Source organism: Tessaracoccus sp. OS52 (assembly GCF_020687685.1).
Classification (GTDB): Bacteria; Actinomycetota; Actinomycetes; order Propionibacteriales; family Propionibacteriaceae; genus Arachnia.
The window spans coordinates 1,338,766-1,356,695 of sequence record NZ_JAJEWM010000001.1; the positions used below are offsets into that span (position 1 = coordinate 1,338,766).

General features: G+C 70.0%; 19 protein-coding genes. 2 read left to right on the plus strand and 17 right to left on the minus strand.

Annotated features, from left to right (window positions below; all coding sequences use genetic code 11):
* Positions 1-48: 48 nt before the first annotated feature.
* The 9 genes from LKO27_RS06270 to hisI are packed head-to-tail and all read right to left on the minus strand — an operon-like array spanning position 49 to position 7,082.
* On the minus strand, positions 49-681 hold the full coding sequence (locus tag LKO27_RS06270) for an SCO family protein (RefSeq protein WP_227736223.1): 633 nt from the start codon (positions 679-681) through the stop codon (positions 49-51).
* Positions 678-1,520 (minus strand): tryptophan synthase subunit alpha, encoded by an 843-nt coding sequence (trpA, locus tag LKO27_RS06275; RefSeq protein WP_370629950.1) that lies wholly within the window; start codon positions 1,518-1,520, stop codon positions 678-680. The genes LKO27_RS06270 and trpA overlap by 4 nt, the downstream gene beginning before the upstream one ends.
* A complete protein-coding gene (trpB, locus tag LKO27_RS06280) occupies positions 1,517-2,755 on the minus strand; it encodes a tryptophan synthase subunit beta (RefSeq protein ID WP_227736225.1) in 1,239 nt (412 codons plus the stop codon). The genes trpA and trpB overlap by 4 nt, the downstream gene beginning before the upstream one ends.
* A gap of 10 nt (positions 2,756-2,765) precedes the next feature.
* Positions 2,766-3,809 (minus strand): DUF808 domain-containing protein, encoded by a 1,044-nt coding sequence (locus LKO27_RS06285; RefSeq protein WP_227736227.1) that lies wholly within the window; start codon positions 3,807-3,809, stop codon positions 2,766-2,768.
* 3 nt (positions 3,810-3,812) lie between these two features.
* Positions 3,813-4,592: an indole-3-glycerol phosphate synthase TrpC gene (gene trpC, locus LKO27_RS06290; protein WP_227736229.1), complete on the minus strand. Its 780-nt coding sequence runs from the start codon at positions 4,590-4,592 to the stop codon at positions 3,813-3,815.
* Positions 4,592-4,798, minus strand: a complete 207-nt coding sequence (locus LKO27_RS06295; protein WP_227736231.1) for an HGxxPAAW family protein — start codon at positions 4,796-4,798, stop codon at positions 4,592-4,594. The genes trpC and LKO27_RS06295 overlap by 1 nt, the downstream gene beginning before the upstream one ends.
* 39 nt (positions 4,799-4,837) lie before the next feature.
* Entirely contained in the window at positions 4,838-5,251 is a 414-nt protein-coding gene (locus LKO27_RS06300; RefSeq protein ID WP_227736233.1) for a Trp biosynthesis-associated membrane protein, read from the minus strand.
* Positions 5,248-6,735, minus strand: coding sequence for an anthranilate synthase component I (locus LKO27_RS06305; RefSeq protein ID WP_227736235.1), 1,488 nt, complete (start codon positions 6,733-6,735; stop codon positions 5,248-5,250). Before LKO27_RS06305 ends, LKO27_RS06300 begins: the two co-directional genes overlap by 4 nt.
* Positions 6,732-7,082 carry a phosphoribosyl-AMP cyclohydrolase gene (gene hisI, locus LKO27_RS06310; protein WP_227736238.1) on the minus strand — a complete coding sequence of 117 codons (351 nt, stop codon included), beginning with the start codon at positions 7,080-7,082 and terminating at the stop codon, positions 6,732-6,734. The genes LKO27_RS06305 and hisI overlap by 4 nt, the downstream gene beginning before the upstream one ends.
* Positions 7,083-7,114: 32 nt before the next feature.
* On the opposite strand from hisI, the gene LKO27_RS06315 reads away from it, so the two are divergent.
* Positions 7,115-7,726 carry a maleylpyruvate isomerase family mycothiol-dependent enzyme gene (locus LKO27_RS06315; protein ID WP_227736240.1) on the plus strand — a complete coding sequence of 204 codons (612 nt, stop codon included), beginning with the start codon at positions 7,115-7,117 and terminating at the stop codon, positions 7,724-7,726.
* 3 nt (positions 7,727-7,729) lie between these two features.
* Here the strand turns inward: LKO27_RS06315 and gatB are convergent, their stop codons facing one another.
* Genes gatB through LKO27_RS06355 form a run of 8 tightly spaced genes read right to left on the minus strand, consistent with a single transcriptional unit; the run spans position 7,730 to position 15,647 of the window.
* Positions 7,730-9,217 (minus strand): Asp-tRNA(Asn)/Glu-tRNA(Gln) amidotransferase subunit GatB, encoded by a 1,488-nt coding sequence (gene gatB / locus LKO27_RS06320; RefSeq protein WP_227736242.1) that lies wholly within the window; start codon positions 9,215-9,217, stop codon positions 7,730-7,732.
* Positions 9,217-10,734 carry an Asp-tRNA(Asn)/Glu-tRNA(Gln) amidotransferase subunit GatA gene (gene gatA / locus LKO27_RS06325; RefSeq protein WP_227736243.1) on the minus strand — a complete coding sequence of 506 codons (1,518 nt, stop codon included), beginning with the start codon at positions 10,732-10,734 and terminating at the stop codon, positions 9,217-9,219. The genes gatB and gatA overlap by 1 nt, the downstream gene beginning before the upstream one ends.
* A complete protein-coding gene (gatC, locus tag LKO27_RS06330) occupies positions 10,734-11,063 on the minus strand; it encodes an Asp-tRNA(Asn)/Glu-tRNA(Gln) amidotransferase subunit GatC (RefSeq protein WP_227736245.1) in 330 nt (109 codons plus the stop codon). The genes gatA and gatC overlap by 1 nt, the downstream gene beginning before the upstream one ends.
* 1 nt (position 11,064) lies before the next feature.
* Positions 11,065-12,138: a hypothetical protein gene (locus LKO27_RS06335; RefSeq protein WP_227736247.1), complete on the minus strand. Its 1,074-nt coding sequence runs from the start codon at positions 12,136-12,138 to the stop codon at positions 11,065-11,067.
* A 10-nt stretch (positions 12,139-12,148) separates the two neighbouring features.
* Entirely contained in the window at positions 12,149-12,376 is a 228-nt protein-coding gene (locus LKO27_RS06340) for a hypothetical protein (protein WP_227736250.1), read from the minus strand.
* 42 nt (positions 12,377-12,418) lie between these two features.
* Positions 12,419-13,390, minus strand: coding sequence for a hypothetical protein (locus LKO27_RS06345; protein ID WP_227736252.1), 972 nt, complete (start codon positions 13,388-13,390; stop codon positions 12,419-12,421).
* Positions 13,390-14,460, minus strand: coding sequence for a tRNA 2-thiouridine(34) synthase MnmA (gene mnmA / locus LKO27_RS06350; RefSeq protein WP_370629951.1), 1,071 nt, complete (start codon positions 14,458-14,460; stop codon positions 13,390-13,392). The genes LKO27_RS06345 and mnmA overlap by 1 nt, the downstream gene beginning before the upstream one ends.
* 59 nt (positions 14,461-14,519) lie before the next feature.
* Positions 14,520-15,647, minus strand: coding sequence for a cysteine desulfurase family protein (locus LKO27_RS06355; protein ID WP_227736255.1), 1,128 nt, complete (start codon positions 15,645-15,647; stop codon positions 14,520-14,522).
* 118 nt (positions 15,648-15,765) lie between these two features.
* On the opposite strand from LKO27_RS06355, the gene glgX reads away from it, so the two are divergent.
* Complete coding sequence (gene glgX / locus LKO27_RS06360) at positions 15,766-17,922, plus strand: glycogen debranching protein GlgX (RefSeq protein WP_227736257.1); 2,157 nt, start codon at positions 15,766-15,768, stop codon at positions 17,920-17,922.
* The last annotated feature ends 8 nt before the right edge of the window (positions 17,923-17,930 follow it).

A 17,930-nucleotide genomic window follows, 5' to 3' on the forward strand; every position in this document is an offset into this window, starting at 1 on the left:
TAACTTCGGCGTCGCAGAACTGTTCCCCGGCGGGAAAGCGGCTGTAACTCAGGGCTGCCGCGAGATCAGGGTGGCGTAGTCCTCCCGGAGTTCGCCGATGCTTTGACCACCCGTCCAGACCACCTGCACGAGCCGGTCGGCGCCCACTCCGAGCACCTGCGAGCCGTGATCCACCTCGTAGCCGCCCGACGGCAGCTGCTTGCCCTCCGCGACGGGGATGCCCATGTCGCCGGCGATCCCGACGATGACGTCCAGGTCGCCAGTCAGCCCGACGAAGTCCTCGTCGATGCGCTCCAGGTAGGTCCGCAACGTCTCGGGGTCGTCCCGGGCCGGGTCGGTGGTCACCATGACGAGGGTGATCTCGTCGCCGAGTTCGCCCTCCAGGCGCCGCCTCGCTGTGGCCATGTCGGCGAGGATCCCGGGGCAGACGTCGGGGCAGTTCGTGTACCCGAAGAACAGCGCCAGGGCCTTCGTGGTGGGCGTGGTCGCGAGGCTGTACGACTCACCGAATTGGTCAGTGAGTTCGATGTCGGGCATGGGGAATCCCCCGGTCAGCCCGGTGCCGTTGTAGCCGTCGTCGTCCTGGCCGCCCACCTCCGCGACGGGCGCCTCCCCGGGCACGCAGGCGGCCAGCGGGAGGACAGCCGCCCCGCCCAGGAACCCGCGCCGCCCGAGCCTCACTCGCGCCCCTTCCGCACACCTTCGGCCAGCTGGGAGACCAGCCCCCGCAGCCGGTCCAGGTCCCCTGGCATGTCGGCGCCGTCGGAGGCCAGGCACTTCAGCAGCGCGGAGCCGACGATCACGGCGTCGGCGTACCCGGCAACCTCGGCGGCCTGCTCGGCGTTGGACACGCCCAGCCCGATGCCCACCGGCAGCCCGGAGTCCGCCGCCCGGGCCCGGGCGGCGATGACCGGGGCGGCATCGGAGGTCTGGGTGCGCGTCCCGGTGACCCCCATCACGCTGGTGGCGTACACCCAGCCGCGACAGGCGGCCATGGTCATGGCGATCCGCTCGTCGCTTGAGGAGGGTGCGATCAGGAAGATGCGGTCCAGGCCGTGGGCGTCGCTGGCCGCCATCCAGGCCTCTGCCTGGTCCGGCGTCAGGTCCGGGGTGACCACCCCGGCACCCCCGGCCGCGGCGAGGTCGCGTGCGAACCTGTCCGGTCCGTACTGCTCGACGATGTTCCAGTACGTCATGACGACGGCGGTCCGTCCGGCGTCGGCGACCGCCTCGGCGGCCCTGAACGCATCCCGGGTCCGGACACCGCGGCGAAGCGCCTTGGTGGTGGCGTGCTGGATGACCTCACCGTCGAGGACCGGGTCGCTGTAGGGCATGCCGATCTCGACGACGTCGGCACCTTCGCCACCCTCGGTGAGGGCGCGGAAGGCCGTGACGCTGTCGTCGACGGAGGGGTAGCCCAGCGGGAGGTAGGCGATCAGGGCGGCGCGCCCCTCGTCCGCAGCAGCGGCGAGCACCCTCCCCGAGATCCCGAGCCTGGCGACGTCGGAGAACTTGCTCACTCCATCCCCCCGACCACCGCGTCCGGCTCACCCGACATGTTGAACCACTCGAAGGCGGTGTGGACGTCCTTGTCCCCCCTGCCGGAGAGGCAGATGAGGATCTTGGGCTCCAGGTCCGGCTGCTCCTCGGCCAGCCGCTTCGCCAGGCGCTGCACGCCGGCGATCGCGTGCGCCGACTCGATGGCCGGAATGATCCCCTCGGTGCGCGTCAACAGCCGGAACGCCGCCATCGCCTCCGCGTCGGTGACGGGCTCGTAGCTGGCCCGCCCGCTCTTGGCCAGCCAAGCGTGCTCGGGCCCGACGCCCGGGTAGTCCAGACCGGCGGAAATGGAGTGGGACTCGAGGGTCTGGCCGTCCTCGTTCTGCAGCACGTAGGTGCGTGCGCCGTGGAGCACCCCGGGCCGCCCGGCGGTGATCGTGGCGGCGTGGCGGGTGGTCTCGATCCCCTCACCTGCCGCCTCGAACCCGTAGAGCGCCACCGAGGGGTCGTCGATGAAGTCGTAGAACATGCCGATCGCGTTGGAGCCGCCACCGACGCAGGCGGCCACGTAGTCTGGCAGGCCGCCGTGCTCGTCGATCATCTGTGCGCGCGCCTCCGTGGAGATGATGCGCTGCAGTTCCCGAACGATCCACGGGAACGGGTGCGGGCCGCCGACTGTCCCGATCAGGTAGTGGGTGTTGTCGACGGTGGAAACCCACTCGCGCATGGCCTCGTTCATGGCGTCCTTGAGGGTGCGGGAACCGGCGGCCACCGCAACCACCTCGGCACCGAGCAACTGCATCCTCGCGACGTTGAGCGCTTGGCGCAAGGTGTCGACCTCGCCCATGTAGACCCGGCACTCCAGCCCCATCAGGGCCGCTGCCGTCGCCGTGGCTACGCCGTGCTGGCCCGCGCCGGTCTCCGCGATGACCCGGGTCTTGCCCATCCGCTTGGTCAGCAGCGCCTGGCCGAGCACGTTGTTGATCTTGTGGGCGCCGGTGTGGTTGAGGTCCTCGCGCTTGAGGAAGATCTTCGCGTTGCCGCACTCGCGGGAGAAGTTCTCGGCGACGGTGATCGGCGTGGGCCGCCCGGAGTAGTCGCGCAGCAGGCGGTGGAGTTCGGCCGTGAAAGCGGGATCGGAACTGGCTGCGGTGAACTCGCGGGCAAGCTCCGTCAAGGCAGCCTGGAGCGCCTCGGGCACGAACTTTCCGCCGAAGTCCCCGAAGTGGCCGGAGGCATCGGGAAGTTGGGTCATGCGCTACAGCCTAGTCGGCCTTCGCAGTACCCGGACGCTGCGCCCGGTCCACGACCTCCGCCACCACGCCTTCCTCGGTGTTCCTGGCGCCGACGACGACGGAGTCGGATTCCTTGTGGGTTCCGTGCGACTTCCCGATGGGCAGGAAGTGCATGATGGCGACGACAACGCCTCCCCAGACCAGACCCAGGACCATCGAGCAGAGCGTGTTGATCAGCCACGCGAGCGCCCCGCCCACCGCAGGGACTCCGGAGACGAGGCCCTCCAGCGAATGCACGAGTTCATAGGGGGCGTGCCAGCCGAGCGTGTCCAGACCGGCCAGGATGATGTGGCCACCCACCCACAGCATCGCGAATACGCCGACGATGGAGATCACCTTAAGCACCACGGGCATGGCGGCCACAAGCCCGCGGCCGATGGCCTGGGAGCGCTCGGACTCGCGCTTGGTCATCGCCAGCCCCATGTCGTCCATCTTCACGATGAGCGCGACCGCACCGTAGACCAGCACGGTGATTCCCAGTGCGACCAGGACCAGGATGATGGCCCGCGAGAGCAGGGGCTCGTCGGCCACCTCGTTCAGCGAGATCACCATGATCTCGGCGCTGAGGATGAAGTCTGTGGTGATTGCCCCGGAGACCACCTTCTTCTCCGCGTCGGCACCCTTGACCAGGGCAGGCGCAGCCTTGTCCGGCTCGTGCCCGGTGATGAACTCCCAGATCTTCTCGGCGCCCTCGTAGCACAGGTAGGTGCCGCCCAGCATCAGCAACGGCGTCAGCAGCCAGGGCAGGAACTGGCTCAGCAGCAGGATGGCGGGGAGGATGAAGACCAGCTTGTTGCGGACGGAGCCGACGGCGATCTTGCGGATGATGGGTAGTTCCCGGCTGGGGTCAACCCCGGACACGAAGCGCGGTGTGACCGCCGCGTCGTCGATCACCACGCCGGCCGCCTTTGAACTCGCCTTGACCGCCGCAGCGGCCACGTCGTCGACGCTGGCGGCCGCCAGGCGTGCGAGCGCCGCGATGTCGTCGAGCAGTGCTGCCAGTCCGCCGGCCATGAGTTACCCCTTCATCATCTCCGCAACGGCTTCGGAGGGCGACCCGTGTTTCACGAGTGCTTCACCCACCAGCACCACGTCGGCTCCCTCGGAAGCGACGCGGGCAGCGTCTGCAGCAGAAAGAATGCCAGACTCCGCAACCTTCACGGCGTTGCCGCCGATCCGGCCCGCCAGCCGACCGAAGGTGGCCAGGTCCACATCGAGGGTCTTGAGGTTGCGGTTGTTCACGCCGATCAGCTCGGCACCCGCCTCCAGCGCCCGGTCCACCTCGGCCTCGGTGTGGGTCTCGACCAGCGCGGTCAGGCCCAGCTCGTCTGCCAGGTGGAGGAAGCGGGCCAGTTCGCTGTCGTCCAGCGCGGCGACGATGAGCAGGACCAGGTCCGCCCCGTGTGCCCGGGCCTCGAAGAACTGGTACTCGTCCACCATGAAGTCCTTGCGCAGCACCGGGATCTCCACGCGGGCCCGGACGGCGTCGAGGTCGGCCAGGGTTCCGTTGAAGCGGTGCCGCTCGGTGAGCACCGAGATGGCCGCCGCACCGCCGTCGGCGTAGGCGGCCGCGAGCGCGGCCGGGTTCACGATCTCGGCCAGATCGCCCTTCGACGGGGAGCGCCGCTTCACCTCCGCGATCACGGCCAGCTCCGGCGCCCGGAACCGCGCCATGGGCGACAGGGCCGCTGGCGCCTCCACGGCCGCGCGCTCCACGAAGAACATCGGCGTCGCAGCCTTGCGCTCGGCCAGGTCCGCGCGGACGCCTTCGATGATGGAGTCGAGGACGGTGCTCATCAGGGCTGGCCGAGGCCCATGGCCTTCATGACCATCGTGACGACCGCAGCGATCAGCAGGATTGCAGCGCCGATCACCACCACGGTCCAGTTCGGGCCCAGCACCGAGCCGACGGCAGCGATGGTGAAGCCCACGGCACCGAGCACCGATCCCGTCCAGGCGGCGGGGCTGCGTCCGTGGTGGTAGTACTTCGGGGTCCGTGCCATGGGTGGGCCTTTCTGTCCAAGTCAGTCCTGCGGCAGAGATTAGCGCGGATCGTCTCCGGGAACCACGTCCGGCGCCGTCGGGTCCTCCCCGGCGTCGAACTGCTTCCACTGGTCCCGGGGTGCATCCCGGGGCCCGGATCCCGCCCGGACCGGCCAGTCAGGACCCCAGCGCGCGGCAGCCACCCCGCCGACCACCAGCAGCGCTGCCGGCAGGACGAGGAACCATCCCGAACCGCCCTGGACGGCACCGAGCAAGCCGGCGCCGACCCCCAGCAGCACCAGCAGGATCCCCATTGTCCGCAGGCCCTGCCCGCGCAGCATCAGCATGAGGAAGGCGCCGGCGGCCGCCGCCCAACCGATCGCGACTCCCCCGCCGGCTGACAGCACGTTCGCCACGATGACCAGGCCGAGCGCCCCGACCGCCAGGACGGCCAGAGCCAGTGGCCGCTTCACTGCCGCTGACCAGACGCTGCCGCGCGCCCCAGCGCGGCAATGACCGCAGCCGCCTTGTGGCTGCACTCCGCGTCCTCGGTCTCCGGCACCGAGTCCGCGACGATCCCGGCGCCGGCCTGGACGTGGGCCACGCCGTCGGCCAGCACGGCGGTCCGGATGGCGATGGCGACGTCGGAGTTGCCCGCCAGGTCGAAGTAGCCGACGACGCCGCCGTAGAGCCCGCGACGGGAGGTCTCCAGCTTGTCGATGATCTCCATCGCCCGGACCTTCGGGGCCCCCGAGAGGGTTCCGGCCGGGAAGCAGGCCAGCGTCGCCTCCAGGGCTGTCCGCCCTTCCGCGAGCTCGCCGCTCACGGCTGCCTCCAGGTGCATGATGTGGCTGTAGCGGTGGATGTTCATGAACTCGTGCACTGTGACCGTGCCGGGCTTGCTGATCCGGCCCAGATCATTGCGGCCGAGGTCCACCAGCATCAGGTGCTCGGCCTTCTCCTTCGGGTCCGCGAGCAGCTCGGCGGCCAGGGCCTGGTCCTCGGCGTCGGTCCGGCCGCGGGGCCTGGAGCCGGCGATGGGGCGGGTGGTGGCCACGCCGTCGCTGACGGTTACGAGGGCCTCCGGGCTGGAGCCGACGATGTCGAACCCGTCCAGCCGCAGCAGGTACAGATACGGGCTGGGGTTGGTCAGCCGCAGGCTCCGGTAGACGTCCAGGGCGTCGGCCGAGCTGGACACGTCGAACCGCTGCGAGACGACGATCTGGAACGCCTCGCCGGCCCGGATCTCCTCCTTGGCGGCCTCCACCGCCGCGCGGTACTCCTCGCTGCTGCGCTGGCGGCGGACCTCCAGCGGCATGGGCTCGCGGGCCAGCGGCACCAGGGGGGTGCGGGGCTGGCGCAACGTCTCCGCCATCGCCTCCACCGCCGCGACGGCGTCGGCATGGGCCCGCTCGAGGCCGTCGGGACCGCCGTCGAAGTTGATGGCGTTGGCGATCAGCCAGACCTCGCTGGTGTGGTGGTCGTAGACGGCGAGCTCTGAGGTGAGCATCATGACCAGTTCGGGCAACCGGAGGTCGTCCGGGTTCTCGTCCGGGATCGCCTCCAGGCGGCGCACGACGTCGTAGCCGAGGTATCCGACCAGTCCGGCATGGAAGGGCGGCAGTCCGGGCGTGCCAGGGGTGGCCAGTTCGCTCAGCGTCTCCTTCAGGACGGCCAGCGGGTCACCGTCGCCGATTCCCACCAGTTCCCGGCCCACCCACTTTGCCCGCCCGTCCACCTCGGTGAGCGTGGCCGCGGTGCGCACCCCGACGAACGAGTAGCGAGACCACACCCCTGCGTCCGCCGACTCGAACAGAAAGGTGCCCTGCCGGTTCCCGCACAGGGCGTGGTAGAGCCCGACGGGGGTGATGTCGTCGGCCACCAGGCGGGCGTGCACCGAGATCACCCGCCGGTCAGCCGCGAGTTCGCGGAACTCCTCCAGGGAGGGGGTGATCATGCCTCGGCACCGTCCACGGGCCCGAGCACCTCGGTGAAGAAGCAGGTCCGGTTGCCGGTGTGGCACGCCACCCCGGTCTGGTTCACCTTGAGCAGCACCGTGTCGCCGTCGCAGTCGAGCGCGACGGAGACCACCTGCTGGATGTTGCCCGACGTCTCGCCCTTGACCCAGTACTCCTGCCGGCTGCGCGACCAGTAGGTCGCCTTCCGCGTGACCAGCGTGCGCTGGAGCGCCTCGGCATCCATCCAAGCCAGCATGAGCACCTCTCCGGTAAGGGCATCCTGCGCGATGGCCGGCGCCAGGCCGTCGGGGCCGAGCGTGAGTTCGAGGTCGAAAGTGGGTTCCATGCGGGCAATTGTGCCCCAATAGGATTGGTGCCATGAGTCTCGCCCACCGCATGCGCCAATCCATCTGCGACACGTTCGAGAAGGTGGGTGCCCTGGCGCCCACCAATTGCGAGGGCTGGCAGGCCCAGGACCTGGCCGCCCACCTGTGGGTGCGCGACCGCCGCCCCGACACGCTGCCCGGCATCGGGTTGAAGGCCTTCGCGGGGCACACCGAGCGGATCCAGCGCGACAAGCTGCACGAACTGGGCTTCAAGAGGCTGGTCGACGACGTCCGCAACCCACCTCTGCCCGTGAGACTGCTCGGGGACCTCGGCAACGGCTCCGAGTACGCCATCCACCTCTTCGACGTGGCGCGCCCGAACGGGATCGAAGTGGAACTCAGCGAGGCCGATGAGCGCGCACTGCTGCCCTCCGTGCGGATGTTCAGCCGAAAGGCCGCCGCGGAGTTCGGTGGCCGGCTCGTGGTCACGCCGAGCGTCGGCACGAGCTTCGCCCAAGGCAGCGGGACCAGGCCGGTGCACCTGAGCGGTGCACCGTCGGAGATCCTCTACTTCTGCTCGGGCCGGGTCGACCACGCCGACGTCGAACTCACGGGCGAGACGGAGACGGTGGAGGCGCTCCGGTCCTCGATCCGGGGATTGTGAGGCTCAGCCGAGTTTCTCCATGATCAGCTCGCGGACGCGAGCGGCGTCGGCAGAACCGCGCATGGCCTTCATCACCTGGCCGATGAGGGCGCCGGCGGCCTGGTGCTTGCCGTCGCGCACCTTGGCCGCAACGTCGGGGTTGGCCGCGATGACGTCGTCCACCGCAGCAGACAGCGCGCCGTCGTCGGAGACCACCTGGAGGCCCCGCTGCTGCACCACCTGGTCCGGGCTGCCCTCGCCGGCGAGCACGCCGTCGAACACCGAGCGGGCCAGCTTGTCGGTGAGCTTGCCGTCGTCGACCATCCGCTGCACCTGCGCCACCTGCTCCGGAGTGATCGTGAGCTCGTCCACGCCGACGCCGGCCTCGTTGGCCCGCCGGGCCAGCTCGGTCCCCCACCATTTCCGTGCCGCCTGGGGCGAGGCCCCTGCCGCGACGGTGTCCTCCACCAGCACCAGAGCACCGAGGTTGACCAGGGTGTTCATGGCGATCTCGTCGAAGCCCCACTCCGCCGCCAGGCGCCTGCGACGCTCCGCGGGCGGCTCGGGCAGCGTGGCCCGGAGTTCCTCCACCCATTCCGCCGACGGTGCCACTGGCACCAGGTCCGGCTCCGCGAAGTAGCGGTAGTCGTCGGCGTCGGACTTGGGGCGGCCGGGGCTGGTGGTGCCGGTGGCCTCGTCGAAGTGGCGCGTCTCCTGGACCACCGTGCCGCCCGCGGCCAGGACCGCCGCCTGCCGCTGCATCTCGTAGCGCACCGCCCGCTCCACCGAACGCAGGGAGTTGACATTCTTGGTCTCCGTGCGGGTCCCCAGTCCCGCCGCTCCCCTCGGCGCGAGCGAGAGGTTCGCGTCGCAGCGCAGCGAACCCTGCTCCATGCGCACGTCGGACACGCCCAGGGAACGCATCAGTTCGCGCAGGTGCGCCACATAGGCCTTGGCGACGGCGGGCGCCTTCGCCCCGGTCCCGAGCACCGGGCGGGTGACGATCTCGATGAGCGGGGTGCCGGCGCGGTTGTAGTCGATGAGCGAGTACTCCGCACCGTGGATGCGGCCCGCGCCCCCGACGTGGGTCAGCTTGCCCGCGTCCTCCTCCATGTGGGCGCGCTCGATCTCGATTCGCACCACCTCGCCGTCGACCTCGATCTCCACCCAGCCGTCATGGGCGATCGGTTCGTCGTACTGGGAGGTCTGGAAGTTCTTGGTCATGTCCGGGTAGAAGTAGTTCTTCCGGGCGAACCGGCCCCAGGGGGCGATCCGGCAGTTCAGGGCAAGACCGATGCGGATGGCGCTCTCGACGGCCTTGGCGTTGACCACCGGCAGCGCGCCCGGCAGGCCGAGGCACACCGGGCAGGTGTTGGAGTTGGGCTCGTCGCCGAACGCGGTCGAGCAGCCGCAGAACATCTTGGACAACGTGTTCAGTTCCACATGCACCTCGAGCCCCAGCGCCGGGTCATAGGCCTCGAGGACTTCGTCGTAGTCCAGGATCTCGGTCATCACAGCACCGCCAACGTGTCGGCCAGCGGGTTCATGCGGTGCAGCATCGGCGCTCCCCATCGTTGTTCGAGCGTCGCCTCGAGGAAGCCACCGACGCGGTAGAGGCGGTCATCGGCCATGGGCGGCGCGATGACCTGGAGGCCGACGGGCAACCCCTCCTCGGAGGTGCCCACCGGGAACGACGCCGACGCGTTGCCGGCCAGGTTGGACGGGATGGTGCACAGATCCGCCTTGTACATGGCCAACGGGTCGCTCATCCGCTCCCCCAGCCGGAATGCGACGGTGGGCGTCGTGGGCGAGACCAGCACGTCGCAGCTGGCGAAGGCGGCCTCGAAGTCCCGTGCCACGAGGGTGCGGACCTTCTGGGCCGAGCCGTAGTACTGGTCCTGGTAACCGCTGGACAGGGCGTAGGTGCCGATGATCAGGCGGCGCTTGGCCTCCCGCCCGAACCCCTCGCCCCGCGTGATGGACATGACCTCCTCGACGCCGCGGGTGCCGTCGTCGCCCAGCCGCAGTCCGTAGCGCATCGCGTCGAACCGGGCGAGGTTGCTGGAGAGCTCCGAGGGCATGATCAGGTAGTAGGCGCTGAGCGCGTACTCGAAGTTGGGGCAGGACACCTCGACCACCTCGGCACCCCCCTCGCGCAGCAGCTCGACCGCCTCGTGGAAGCGGTCCTCGACGCCGGCCTCGTAGCCTTCCCCGCCGAACTCCTTGACCACTCCGACGCGCAGCCCCTTGACCTCACCCCTGCGGGCGGCCTCGGCCAGCCCCGGGAGCGGGGACGCGATGGAGGTGGAGTCACGGGGGTCGTGCCCGCCGATGGTCTGGTGCAGCAGGGCGGCGTCCAGGACGGTGCGGGCGACAGGGCCCGGCTGGTCCAGGCTGGAGGCCATCGCGACCACGCCGTAGCGGGACACGCCGCCGTAGGTGGGCTTGATGCCGACGGTGCCGGTCACCGCACCGGGCTGCCGGATCGAGCCGCCCGTGTCCGATCCCACCGCCAGCGGGGCCAGGAAGCCAGCGACAGCGGCCGACGAGCCACCGCCGGAGCCACCGGGGATCCGCTCGAGGTCCCAGGGATTGCGGGTCGGCCCGAAGGCCGAGGTCTCCGTCGAGGAGCCCATCGCGAACTCGTCCATGTTCGTCTTGCCGAGGATCACCAGCCCCGCCTCGCGGAGCCTGGTGACCACGGTGGCGTCGTAGGGCGGGATCCAGCCCTCGAGCATCCGGGAGCCGCAGGTGGTGGGCTGCCCGATTGTGCAGAAGTTGTCCTTGACCGCGATCGGGACGCCGGCCAGGGGTGCGAGGTCGGCGCCCGAGGCGCGGGCGTCGTCGACGGCGCGGGCGGCCGCGAGCGCACCGTCGGCGTCCACGTGCAGGAAGGCGTTCAGGGTGGGGTTGAGGGCCTCGATCTGCTCCAGGTGCAGCCTCGTCAACTCGGCAGAGGTGACCTCGCCGTCGGCGATCAGGCCGGCCAGTTCATGGGCCGGGCGGGTCAGGAGGGTGGTGTCGGTCATCAGTCCTCGCTCAGGATCTGGGGAACGCGGAAGCGGCCGTCCTCGGCGGCCGGGGCACCGGAGAGGGCCTCGGCGGTGGTCAGGGAGGGCTGGACGACGTCGGGGCGGGTGACGTTCACCAGGGGCAGGGCGTGGGTCATCAGCGGCACGTCAGGGCCGGCCACCTCAGCCACCTGGTGTACGGAGGTCAGGATCACGTCCAGCTCTGGCGCGAGTTCGGCGCACTCCTGCTCGGTGAGCTGGATGCGCGCGAGACCCGCGAGCCGGGCGACCTCTTCTGGGGTCAACGCCACGGTCGATCTCCTTGCGTGTTCGGGATTCCGCCCCATCCTAGGGCGAGCCGCCACCCGGCAGGAAAGCCGGCTCCACGGGCTGGGTGGCCGCGGCGGCGGCGACCGTCCGGATGAACAGCAGCAGCCATCCGAACACCACCCCGACGGCGGCCAGTTCGAATGCGGTGATGTTCAGGTAGCCGATCCCCAGGTGCAGGAAGACCGCCGCCGCGATCAGGACGACCACGACGACGGTCACCACCCAGAAGCCACCGGGCAGGCGTCGGAACAGCAGCGGCGCGCCCAGCAGCGCCAGCACGAAGACCCCGATCAGGGCGTAGGTGACCAGGTTGTGCCAAAACAGCGACAGGCTCACGGGTACCAGGCCCACGCCTGCCAGGAGCGCTCCCAGGGCGATCAGGCTGAGCCGGACGAAGGTGACCTTCCAGCGACGCTCACCCTCCCGCTCCGCCCAGACCGACAGGTCGTGGGTCAGGAAGTCCGCCACCGTGGTCAGTACCACGCCGGTGAGGATGAGGGTGAAGTTGAACACCACACCCGACGCGTCGGCCGCGGCCCCCAGTGCGGAGAAGTGGTGCTGCCACCAGGACTCGTCGGAGGCGTAGAGGGCCGAGGCCGTGGCCCCGACCACGAGGAACACGGCCACCAGTACCGAGAGGGACTCTGTGGTCATGGAGGTCGCGTTGCCGGCGGAGGCGTACGCGCAGACCCCGCAGGCCAGCGAGACCAGGAACGCGCCGGCCCACCTATCCGTCTCAAGGCCGCTGAAGGCCTCCGCGAACACGGAGAACAGGGCCGCCGTGCCCAAGAAGCTGAAGGCGCCGTGCACCAGTGCCAGACCGGCGACGTCGAGGAGCTTGCGCCAGAGGGGCAGCCTGCGCAACCACGGCCGGACCAGCGGCAGGATCCGCACCATCGCGACGACGAACGACCCCCCTGCGGTGAAGAAGGCGGTCCAGGCAGCCAGTTCCCCCACCGAGCCCTGGCCGAACAGGGGCGAGGGCGGGTCCAGGACGGCGCGGCCGACGCCGGCACCCACGAGGAGTCCGATCGCTCCGAGCAACAGGCTGAGGTTCTCACCGCGGGAGTCGCGGACCACTGCCTCGCTCATGACGCTTCGATCAGCCGCCGAGGGCGAGCATCGCCTGCGGTTGGGTGAGCATCAGGTAGAACATGCGTGCCAGGAAGAACACGCCGACGGCCAGGGCGATGGCGATGACCGGGACGAGCACGCGCTGCCACTTCTTCCACCGGGTGCTGGGGACCTGGTCCGGGCCCCATTCGCCGACCTTGGGCTGGGCCCGCATTGGGGCCGGACCGTTCAGGTTCAGGTCGGAGAAGACGCGCACGCTGCAATGCTACCGGCCGCGGTCAACGAGTCAGTGGTCGTTTCAGCGCGCCAGCTGCTCCTCGAGCAGGGCGGCGGCGCTCCGCAGCGCCTCCAGCTGTCCTCCGACGTCGCGCAGCTCCCAGCCCGCCAGGCCGCAAGCCGTGCCCAGCACCACCCGCTGGCCGACCAGTCCGGGATCGAGCTCCAGGGGTCGAAGGAGCCGCAGCGCCTCGGCCACGAGGGCGTCGGTTCCCTGCCGCTGCGCGCCAGCGGTGTCCACGACACCGGCCACGAGCGTGAGGCCGTCCGCGAGCCACTCGCCGACGCGGTCCAGTGCGGTTGCCGAGGTGAACAGCCGGGTGTCGATCGAGGCGCCCATGAACCCCGCGTGGCGTGCGGTCGGCAGCCAGTCACCGGCGGCGCAACAGTGCAGCAGGGCGCCGTCGGCGAGCGGTTGGAGCGCACCTGCGAGTTCGGGGCCGTCGACTGCCGCATGGCGCGAGAAGCCACTGGCGGTGGGCAGGGAGCCGTCCGCGACCGCGAGCAGCAGGGGTTCATCCACCTGGAGCCACACGGTGGCGGCGGGGAGCCTGCGCTGCAGGGACGCCCGCAGTTCCCCGACGGCCTCGGTGAGCGCCTGCGCGAGTTCGCGGCGCGCACCCGGATCCGACAGCAGCCGGTCTCCCCGTGGCCGCTCCACGCTGCCAGCGAGGGTCCAAGGACCAGCGACGGCCACCTTCAGCACACCGTCGAAACCCTGGAGCAGCTCTTCGGCGTCGTCGAGGTCGGAGCGCCACTGCCCCGCAGCGCGGCGGTGTTCGGGGCTTGAGGCGCTGGTCAGGCGCCAGCCCGCCGGCTGCAGGTCGAAGCCGAGCCCGTCGACCAGCCCCAGCGCCCGGCCCACCATGTCCGACCCCGGCCCGCGCGCCGGAAGCTCCGGAAACGCGAGGAGCTCCGGCAACGCCTCCGCCATGGCCGTGAGGGCGCCGCGGAAGTCGTCACCCGGCAACGAGCCGGCAGCGGTGATGCGCATCAGCGGGCGTCGGCCAGCGTCGCGGAGCCGACGACGCGGTCACCGTCGAACACCACGACGCTCTGCCCGGGCGCGATTCCCGTGGCGGGTTCGTCGAGTTCGACCACGAGCTCCCCGGCACGCCGGGAGATGGTCGCGTCGGCCGGCGCGCCGTGCGCCCGGTACTGCGCCTGGCCGCGCCAAGGCCCCTCGACGGGGTGCTGCGTCCAGGTGGGCCGGATGCCCCGCAGCGTGGATACCGCGAGCTGCTCCCGCGAGCCCACCACCACGGTGTTGTTGACCGGTTCGATCCGCAGGACGTAGCGGGGGCTGCCATCGGGGGCGGGAATCTTGAGGTCCAGGCCCTTGCGCTGGCCGACGGTGAAGTTGTGGCTCCCGTGGTGGATGCCGAGCTTGACGCCGTCGGCGTCGACGATCTCGCCCTCGCTCTGGCCCAGGTAGCGCGACAGGAAGCCCTGGGTGTCACCGTCGGGAATGAAACAGATGTCGTGCGAGTCCGGCTTCTTCGCCACCGAGAGCCCCAGGCTCGCCGCTTCCTCGCGGACCTGGGTCTTGGGGGTGTCGGCGAGCGGGAACAACGAATGCCTCAGCTGGGTCTGGTTCAGGACTCCGAGCACGTAGGACTGGTCCTTCTCGGGATCGACGGCGCGGTGCAGCTCCACCTCCGCCCCGTTGTCGACGATGCGGGCGTAGTGGCCGGTGGCTACGGCGTCGAAGCCGAGCGCGATGCCACGGTCCAGCACCGCTGCGAACTTGATCTTCTCGTTGCAGCGCAGGCAGGGGTTCGGGGTCCGGCCGGCCTGGTACTCCGCGACGAAGTCGTCGACCACCTGCTCCTGGAACTCCTCGGCGAAGTCCCACACGTAGAAGGGGATGTCGAGCACGTCGGCGGCGCGCCGCGCGTCATGAGAGTCCTCCAGCGAGCAGCAGCCCCGCGCTCCCGTGCGGTAACTCTGGGGGTTCTTCGACAACGCCAGGTGCACTCCGGTGACCTCGTGGCCGGCTGCGACCATCCGGGCGGCAGCGACGGCTGAGTCCACTCCCCCTGACATGGCTGCCAGCACTCTCACGATGGATCCCCGGTTCTCTGGATTGTTGGTGGTTCGGCCCACCATCGTAACCCGAGGAGTCAGAAGGCCTCCCGGGCGCGGGCGACGGCGCCTGGCAGGACGTCGACCAGCCGCTCCAGGTCCTGCTTCGTGGTGCTGTGACCTATCGAGAACCGCAGCGTCGCGGCCGCCTCGTCGGCGTTGCGTCCCATTGCCAGCAGCACCTCGCTGGGCTGGTGCACACCCGCCCGGCAGGCCGACCCGACCGACGCGTAGATGCCCCGCTGGTCCAGCAGGAACAACAGGTCGTTGGCGCGCAGGCCCGGGAAGGTGACGTTGACGATGTGCGGGGCATGCTCGGCAGCCAAGGTGTTGACGTTGCCCTCGCACCGCTGCGCCAGTGCCACGATCTCGGCAGCCAGGCCCCGCAGGCGTGCACCCTCGGTCTCCAGTTGCGCGACAGCCTCCACTGCAGCCGCCGCGAACGAGGCGGCCAGGGCCACCATCCCCGTGCCGGAACGGATCTCGCGTTCCTGTCCCCCGCCCAGGCCGATGGGCGCCGGCTTGAGCGCCCGCCGAACCACCAGGGCCCCCACCCCGACGGGGCCCCCGACCTTGTGCGCCGAGACCGACATCAGGTCGTAGCCGCCATCGCGGAAGTCCAGCGGGACGTGGCCGAGCGCCTGCACCGCGTCGGTGTGGAACCAGGCGCCTGCGGCACGGGCGGCGCGGCGGATCGGCTCGAGCGGTTGGAGGATGCCGGTCTCGTTGTTCACCGCCATGACGGACACGACGCCGGTGGCCTCGTCGATGAGCGCCGTGGCCGCGTCGACATCGACGGTGCCCGAACGGGTGACCGGAAGGGTCTGGGCACCGCGCTCGGTCATTCCCAGCACTGCGGGATGTTCGATGGCTGACACGAGGCAGCGGGTGCGCCCCTCGTCCCGCCGCGACGCCATCCCTCCCACCACCGCGATGCTGTCGGCCTCCGACCCCCCGGAGGTGAACACGACTTCCGTGGGGTGCGCCCCGAGCGCCTGGGCAAGGAGCTCCCGTGCCTCCTCCAACGCCCTCCTGGCCCGTTGGCCCGCCACGTGGAGAGCGGAGGGATTGCCGACCAACCGCAGATGTCGGTTGAGCGTCTCGATGGCGACCGGACGCATCGGAGAACTGGCGGCGTGGTCGAGGTAACTGCTGGTCGCACTCACGCCGGCAAACCTAGCGCGACGCGCCGCTCGGGGACGGCGACTGGGGCCGGATGCGGCACAATGTACGGGACTCATGAACGATGGGCCTTTGAGAGCACGAAGCGAGAAAAGCATTTTTATGACAGCAGGGGTTCCCGACACGAGCGTGCTGGGAGCGCACGTGACCCGCGGCGGTGTCCGCTTCGGTCTCTGGGCCCCGCGCGCCGACCGAGTGGACCTGGTGCTGGTCAGCGCGGACGGCCGGCAGACAGGCGTCGCTATGAGCCCGTCACCGGGTGGGATCTGGACGACTCTCGTCCCCGGGATCGGCGCGCAGCAGCTCTACGGGTACCGCGTGCACGGCCCTTGGGACCCGGGTGCCGGGAGCCGGTTCAACCCCGCCCGCCTGCTCGTAGACCCCTATGCCCGGGCGATCACTGGAGGCATCGACTACCTGGGGCCGATCCATGACCACGCACTCGGGAACCACTTCGAACTGGACGGGACCGACTCCTTCGGTTCGGTACCGTTGTCGGTCGTCGTCGCCGACACCCCGCCACCCACTCCCCTGGAGCGCCGCCGGAGTCTGGACGAGTCGGTCATCTACGAACTGCACCTGCGCGGCTTCACCAAGACCCACCCCGTGGTCCCCGAACACCTGCGCGGCAATTACCTGGGGCTGGCCTACCCCGGGGTGATCGACTATCTCCTGGCACTCGGCGTCACCGCCGTCGAACTGCTGCCGGTGCACCACTTCGTCTCCGAACCGTTCGTGGCCGCCCGGGGCATGGGCAACTACTGGGGCTACAACACCCTGGGATTCTTCGCACCGCACGCCTTCTACGCCACCTATGGGACCACCGGCGGACAGGTCCAGGAATTCAAGACCATGGTCAGCGCGCTGCACGAGGCTGGCATCGAGGTGATCCTGGACGTGGTCTACAACCACACCGCCGAAGGCGGCCACGAGGGCCCCACGGTGTCCATGCGCGGGATCGACCACCACCAGTACTACCGCCTCACCAACGACCGGCGCGACGACTATGACGTCACCGGCTGCGGCAACTCGGTGAACACCGCCAACCCGATGGTGGCGCAGCTGGTGGTGGACTCGCTGAAGTACTGGGTCAAGGAGATGGGCGTCGACGGTTTCCGGTTCGACCTCGCAACCACCCTGCTGCGTGACGGAGCCCACCATGTGGACCAGAACCACCCCCTGAAGCGCGCCATCGAGACCGACCCCGCCTTCGACGGCATCAAGCTGATCGCCGAGCCCTGGGACGTCGGCCCCTACGGCTACCAGGTGGGCCAGTTCGGCCCCGGCTGGTCGGAGTGGAACGACCGCTTCCGCGACCACGCCCGGGACTTCTGGCGCGGCGCCGTGCCGGGAGTCCAGGAACTGGCCACCCGCCTGTCTGGGTCCCCGGACCTCTACGACAGGCCCGGCCAGCGGCCGCAGTCGAGCATCAACTTCATCACCGCCCACGACGGCTTCACGATGCGGGACCTGGTCAGCTACGACGTCAAGCACAACCTCGCCAACGGCGAGGCAAACCGCGACGGCACCGACAACAACCGCTCCTGGAACCACGGGTGGGAGGGCGAGACCGAGGACGACGCCATCAACTCGCTGCGGGCCAGGCAGGTGCTGAACCTCCAGGCCACCCAGATCCTCGCTGCCGGCACCCCGATGCTGCTGGCCGGCGACGAGTTCGGCCGCACCCAGCGCGGAAACAACAACGCCTACTGCCAGGACAACCCCATCTCCTGGGTGGACTGGGACGTCGACGACCGCTGGCGCAAGGTGCGGGAGCGGACCGCTTCCCTGCTGGCCCTCCGTGCCGAGCACAAACTGCTGCGCACCAGCGAGTTCCTCTACCACCAGGAGGTCATTAACGTCCACGGTGAGAACCTGCAGCGCGTCGACCTCACGTGGATGAACGGTTCCCACGGGCAGATGGGCGAGGCCGACTGGCACGACGGGGAGCGCCGCCTGCTCGGCAAGTACCTGTCGGACTCCCAGGACGCCTTCCTCATCTGGTTCCACTCCGGCGCCGGCCACCGGGAGATCACGCTCCCCGGGCTCCCCTGGGCCAGCAGCTACACCGTCATCTGGCACTCGCTGGTGGACGACGAGATCCCCTCCGGGAGTTTCCAGGCGGGGGCCCCCTTCCCGCTGCCTGCCCGCAGCGTCGTCGTGATGCGGGCACAGGTCCCCACCACCGCCGCGGAGCTGCTCGAGCTGATGAAGGACGAGTCGCCGGCGTTCGGGGGAACCACCCAAGGCCTCGAGTGAGCCCGACG

Bases quoted from the DNA above. Each gene is read 5' to 3' on its own strand.
- trpB (WP_227736225.1), bottom strand. From the start codon at position 2,755: ATGACCCAACTTCCCGATGCCTCCGGCCACTTCGGGGACTTCGGCGGA.
- LKO27_RS06285 (WP_227736227.1), bottom strand. From the start codon at position 3,809: ATGGCCGGCGGACTGGCAGCACTGCTCGACGACATCGCGGCGCTCGCA.
- trpC (WP_227736229.1), bottom strand. From the start codon at position 4,592: ATGAGCACCGTCCTCGACTCCATCATCGAAGGCGTCCGCGCGGACCTG.
- LKO27_RS06295 (WP_227736231.1), bottom strand. From the start codon at position 4,798: ATGGCACGGACCCCGAAGTACTACCACCACGGACGCAGCCCCGCCGCC.
- LKO27_RS06305 (WP_227736235.1), bottom strand. From the start codon at position 6,735: ATGATCACCCCCTCCCTGGAGGAGTTCCGCGAACTCGCGGCTGACCGG.
- hisI (WP_227736238.1), bottom strand. From the start codon at position 7,082: ATGGAACCCACTTTCGACCTCGAACTCACGCTCGGCCCCGACGGCCTG.
- LKO27_RS06315 (WP_227736240.1), top strand. From the start codon at position 7,115: ATGAGTCTCGCCCACCGCATGCGCCAATCCATCTGCGACACGTTCGAG.
- gatB (WP_227736242.1), bottom strand. From the start codon at position 9,217: ATGACCGAGATCCTGGACTACGACGAAGTCCTCGAGGCCTATGACCCG.
- gatA (WP_227736243.1), bottom strand. From the start codon at position 10,734: ATGACCGACACCACCCTCCTGACCCGCCCGGCCCATGAACTGGCCGGC.
- gatC (WP_227736245.1), bottom strand. From the start codon at position 11,063: ATGGGGCGGAATCCCGAACACGCAAGGAGATCGACCGTGGCGTTGACC.
- LKO27_RS06335 (WP_227736247.1), bottom strand. From the start codon at position 12,138: ATGAGCGAGGCAGTGGTCCGCGACTCCCGCGGTGAGAACCTCAGCCTG.
- LKO27_RS06345 (WP_227736252.1), bottom strand. From the start codon at position 13,390: ATGCGCATCACCGCTGCCGGCTCGTTGCCGGGTGACGACTTCCGCGGC.
- glgX (WP_227736257.1), top strand. From the start codon at position 15,766: ATGACAGCAGGGGTTCCCGACACGAGCGTGCTGGGAGCGCACGTGACC.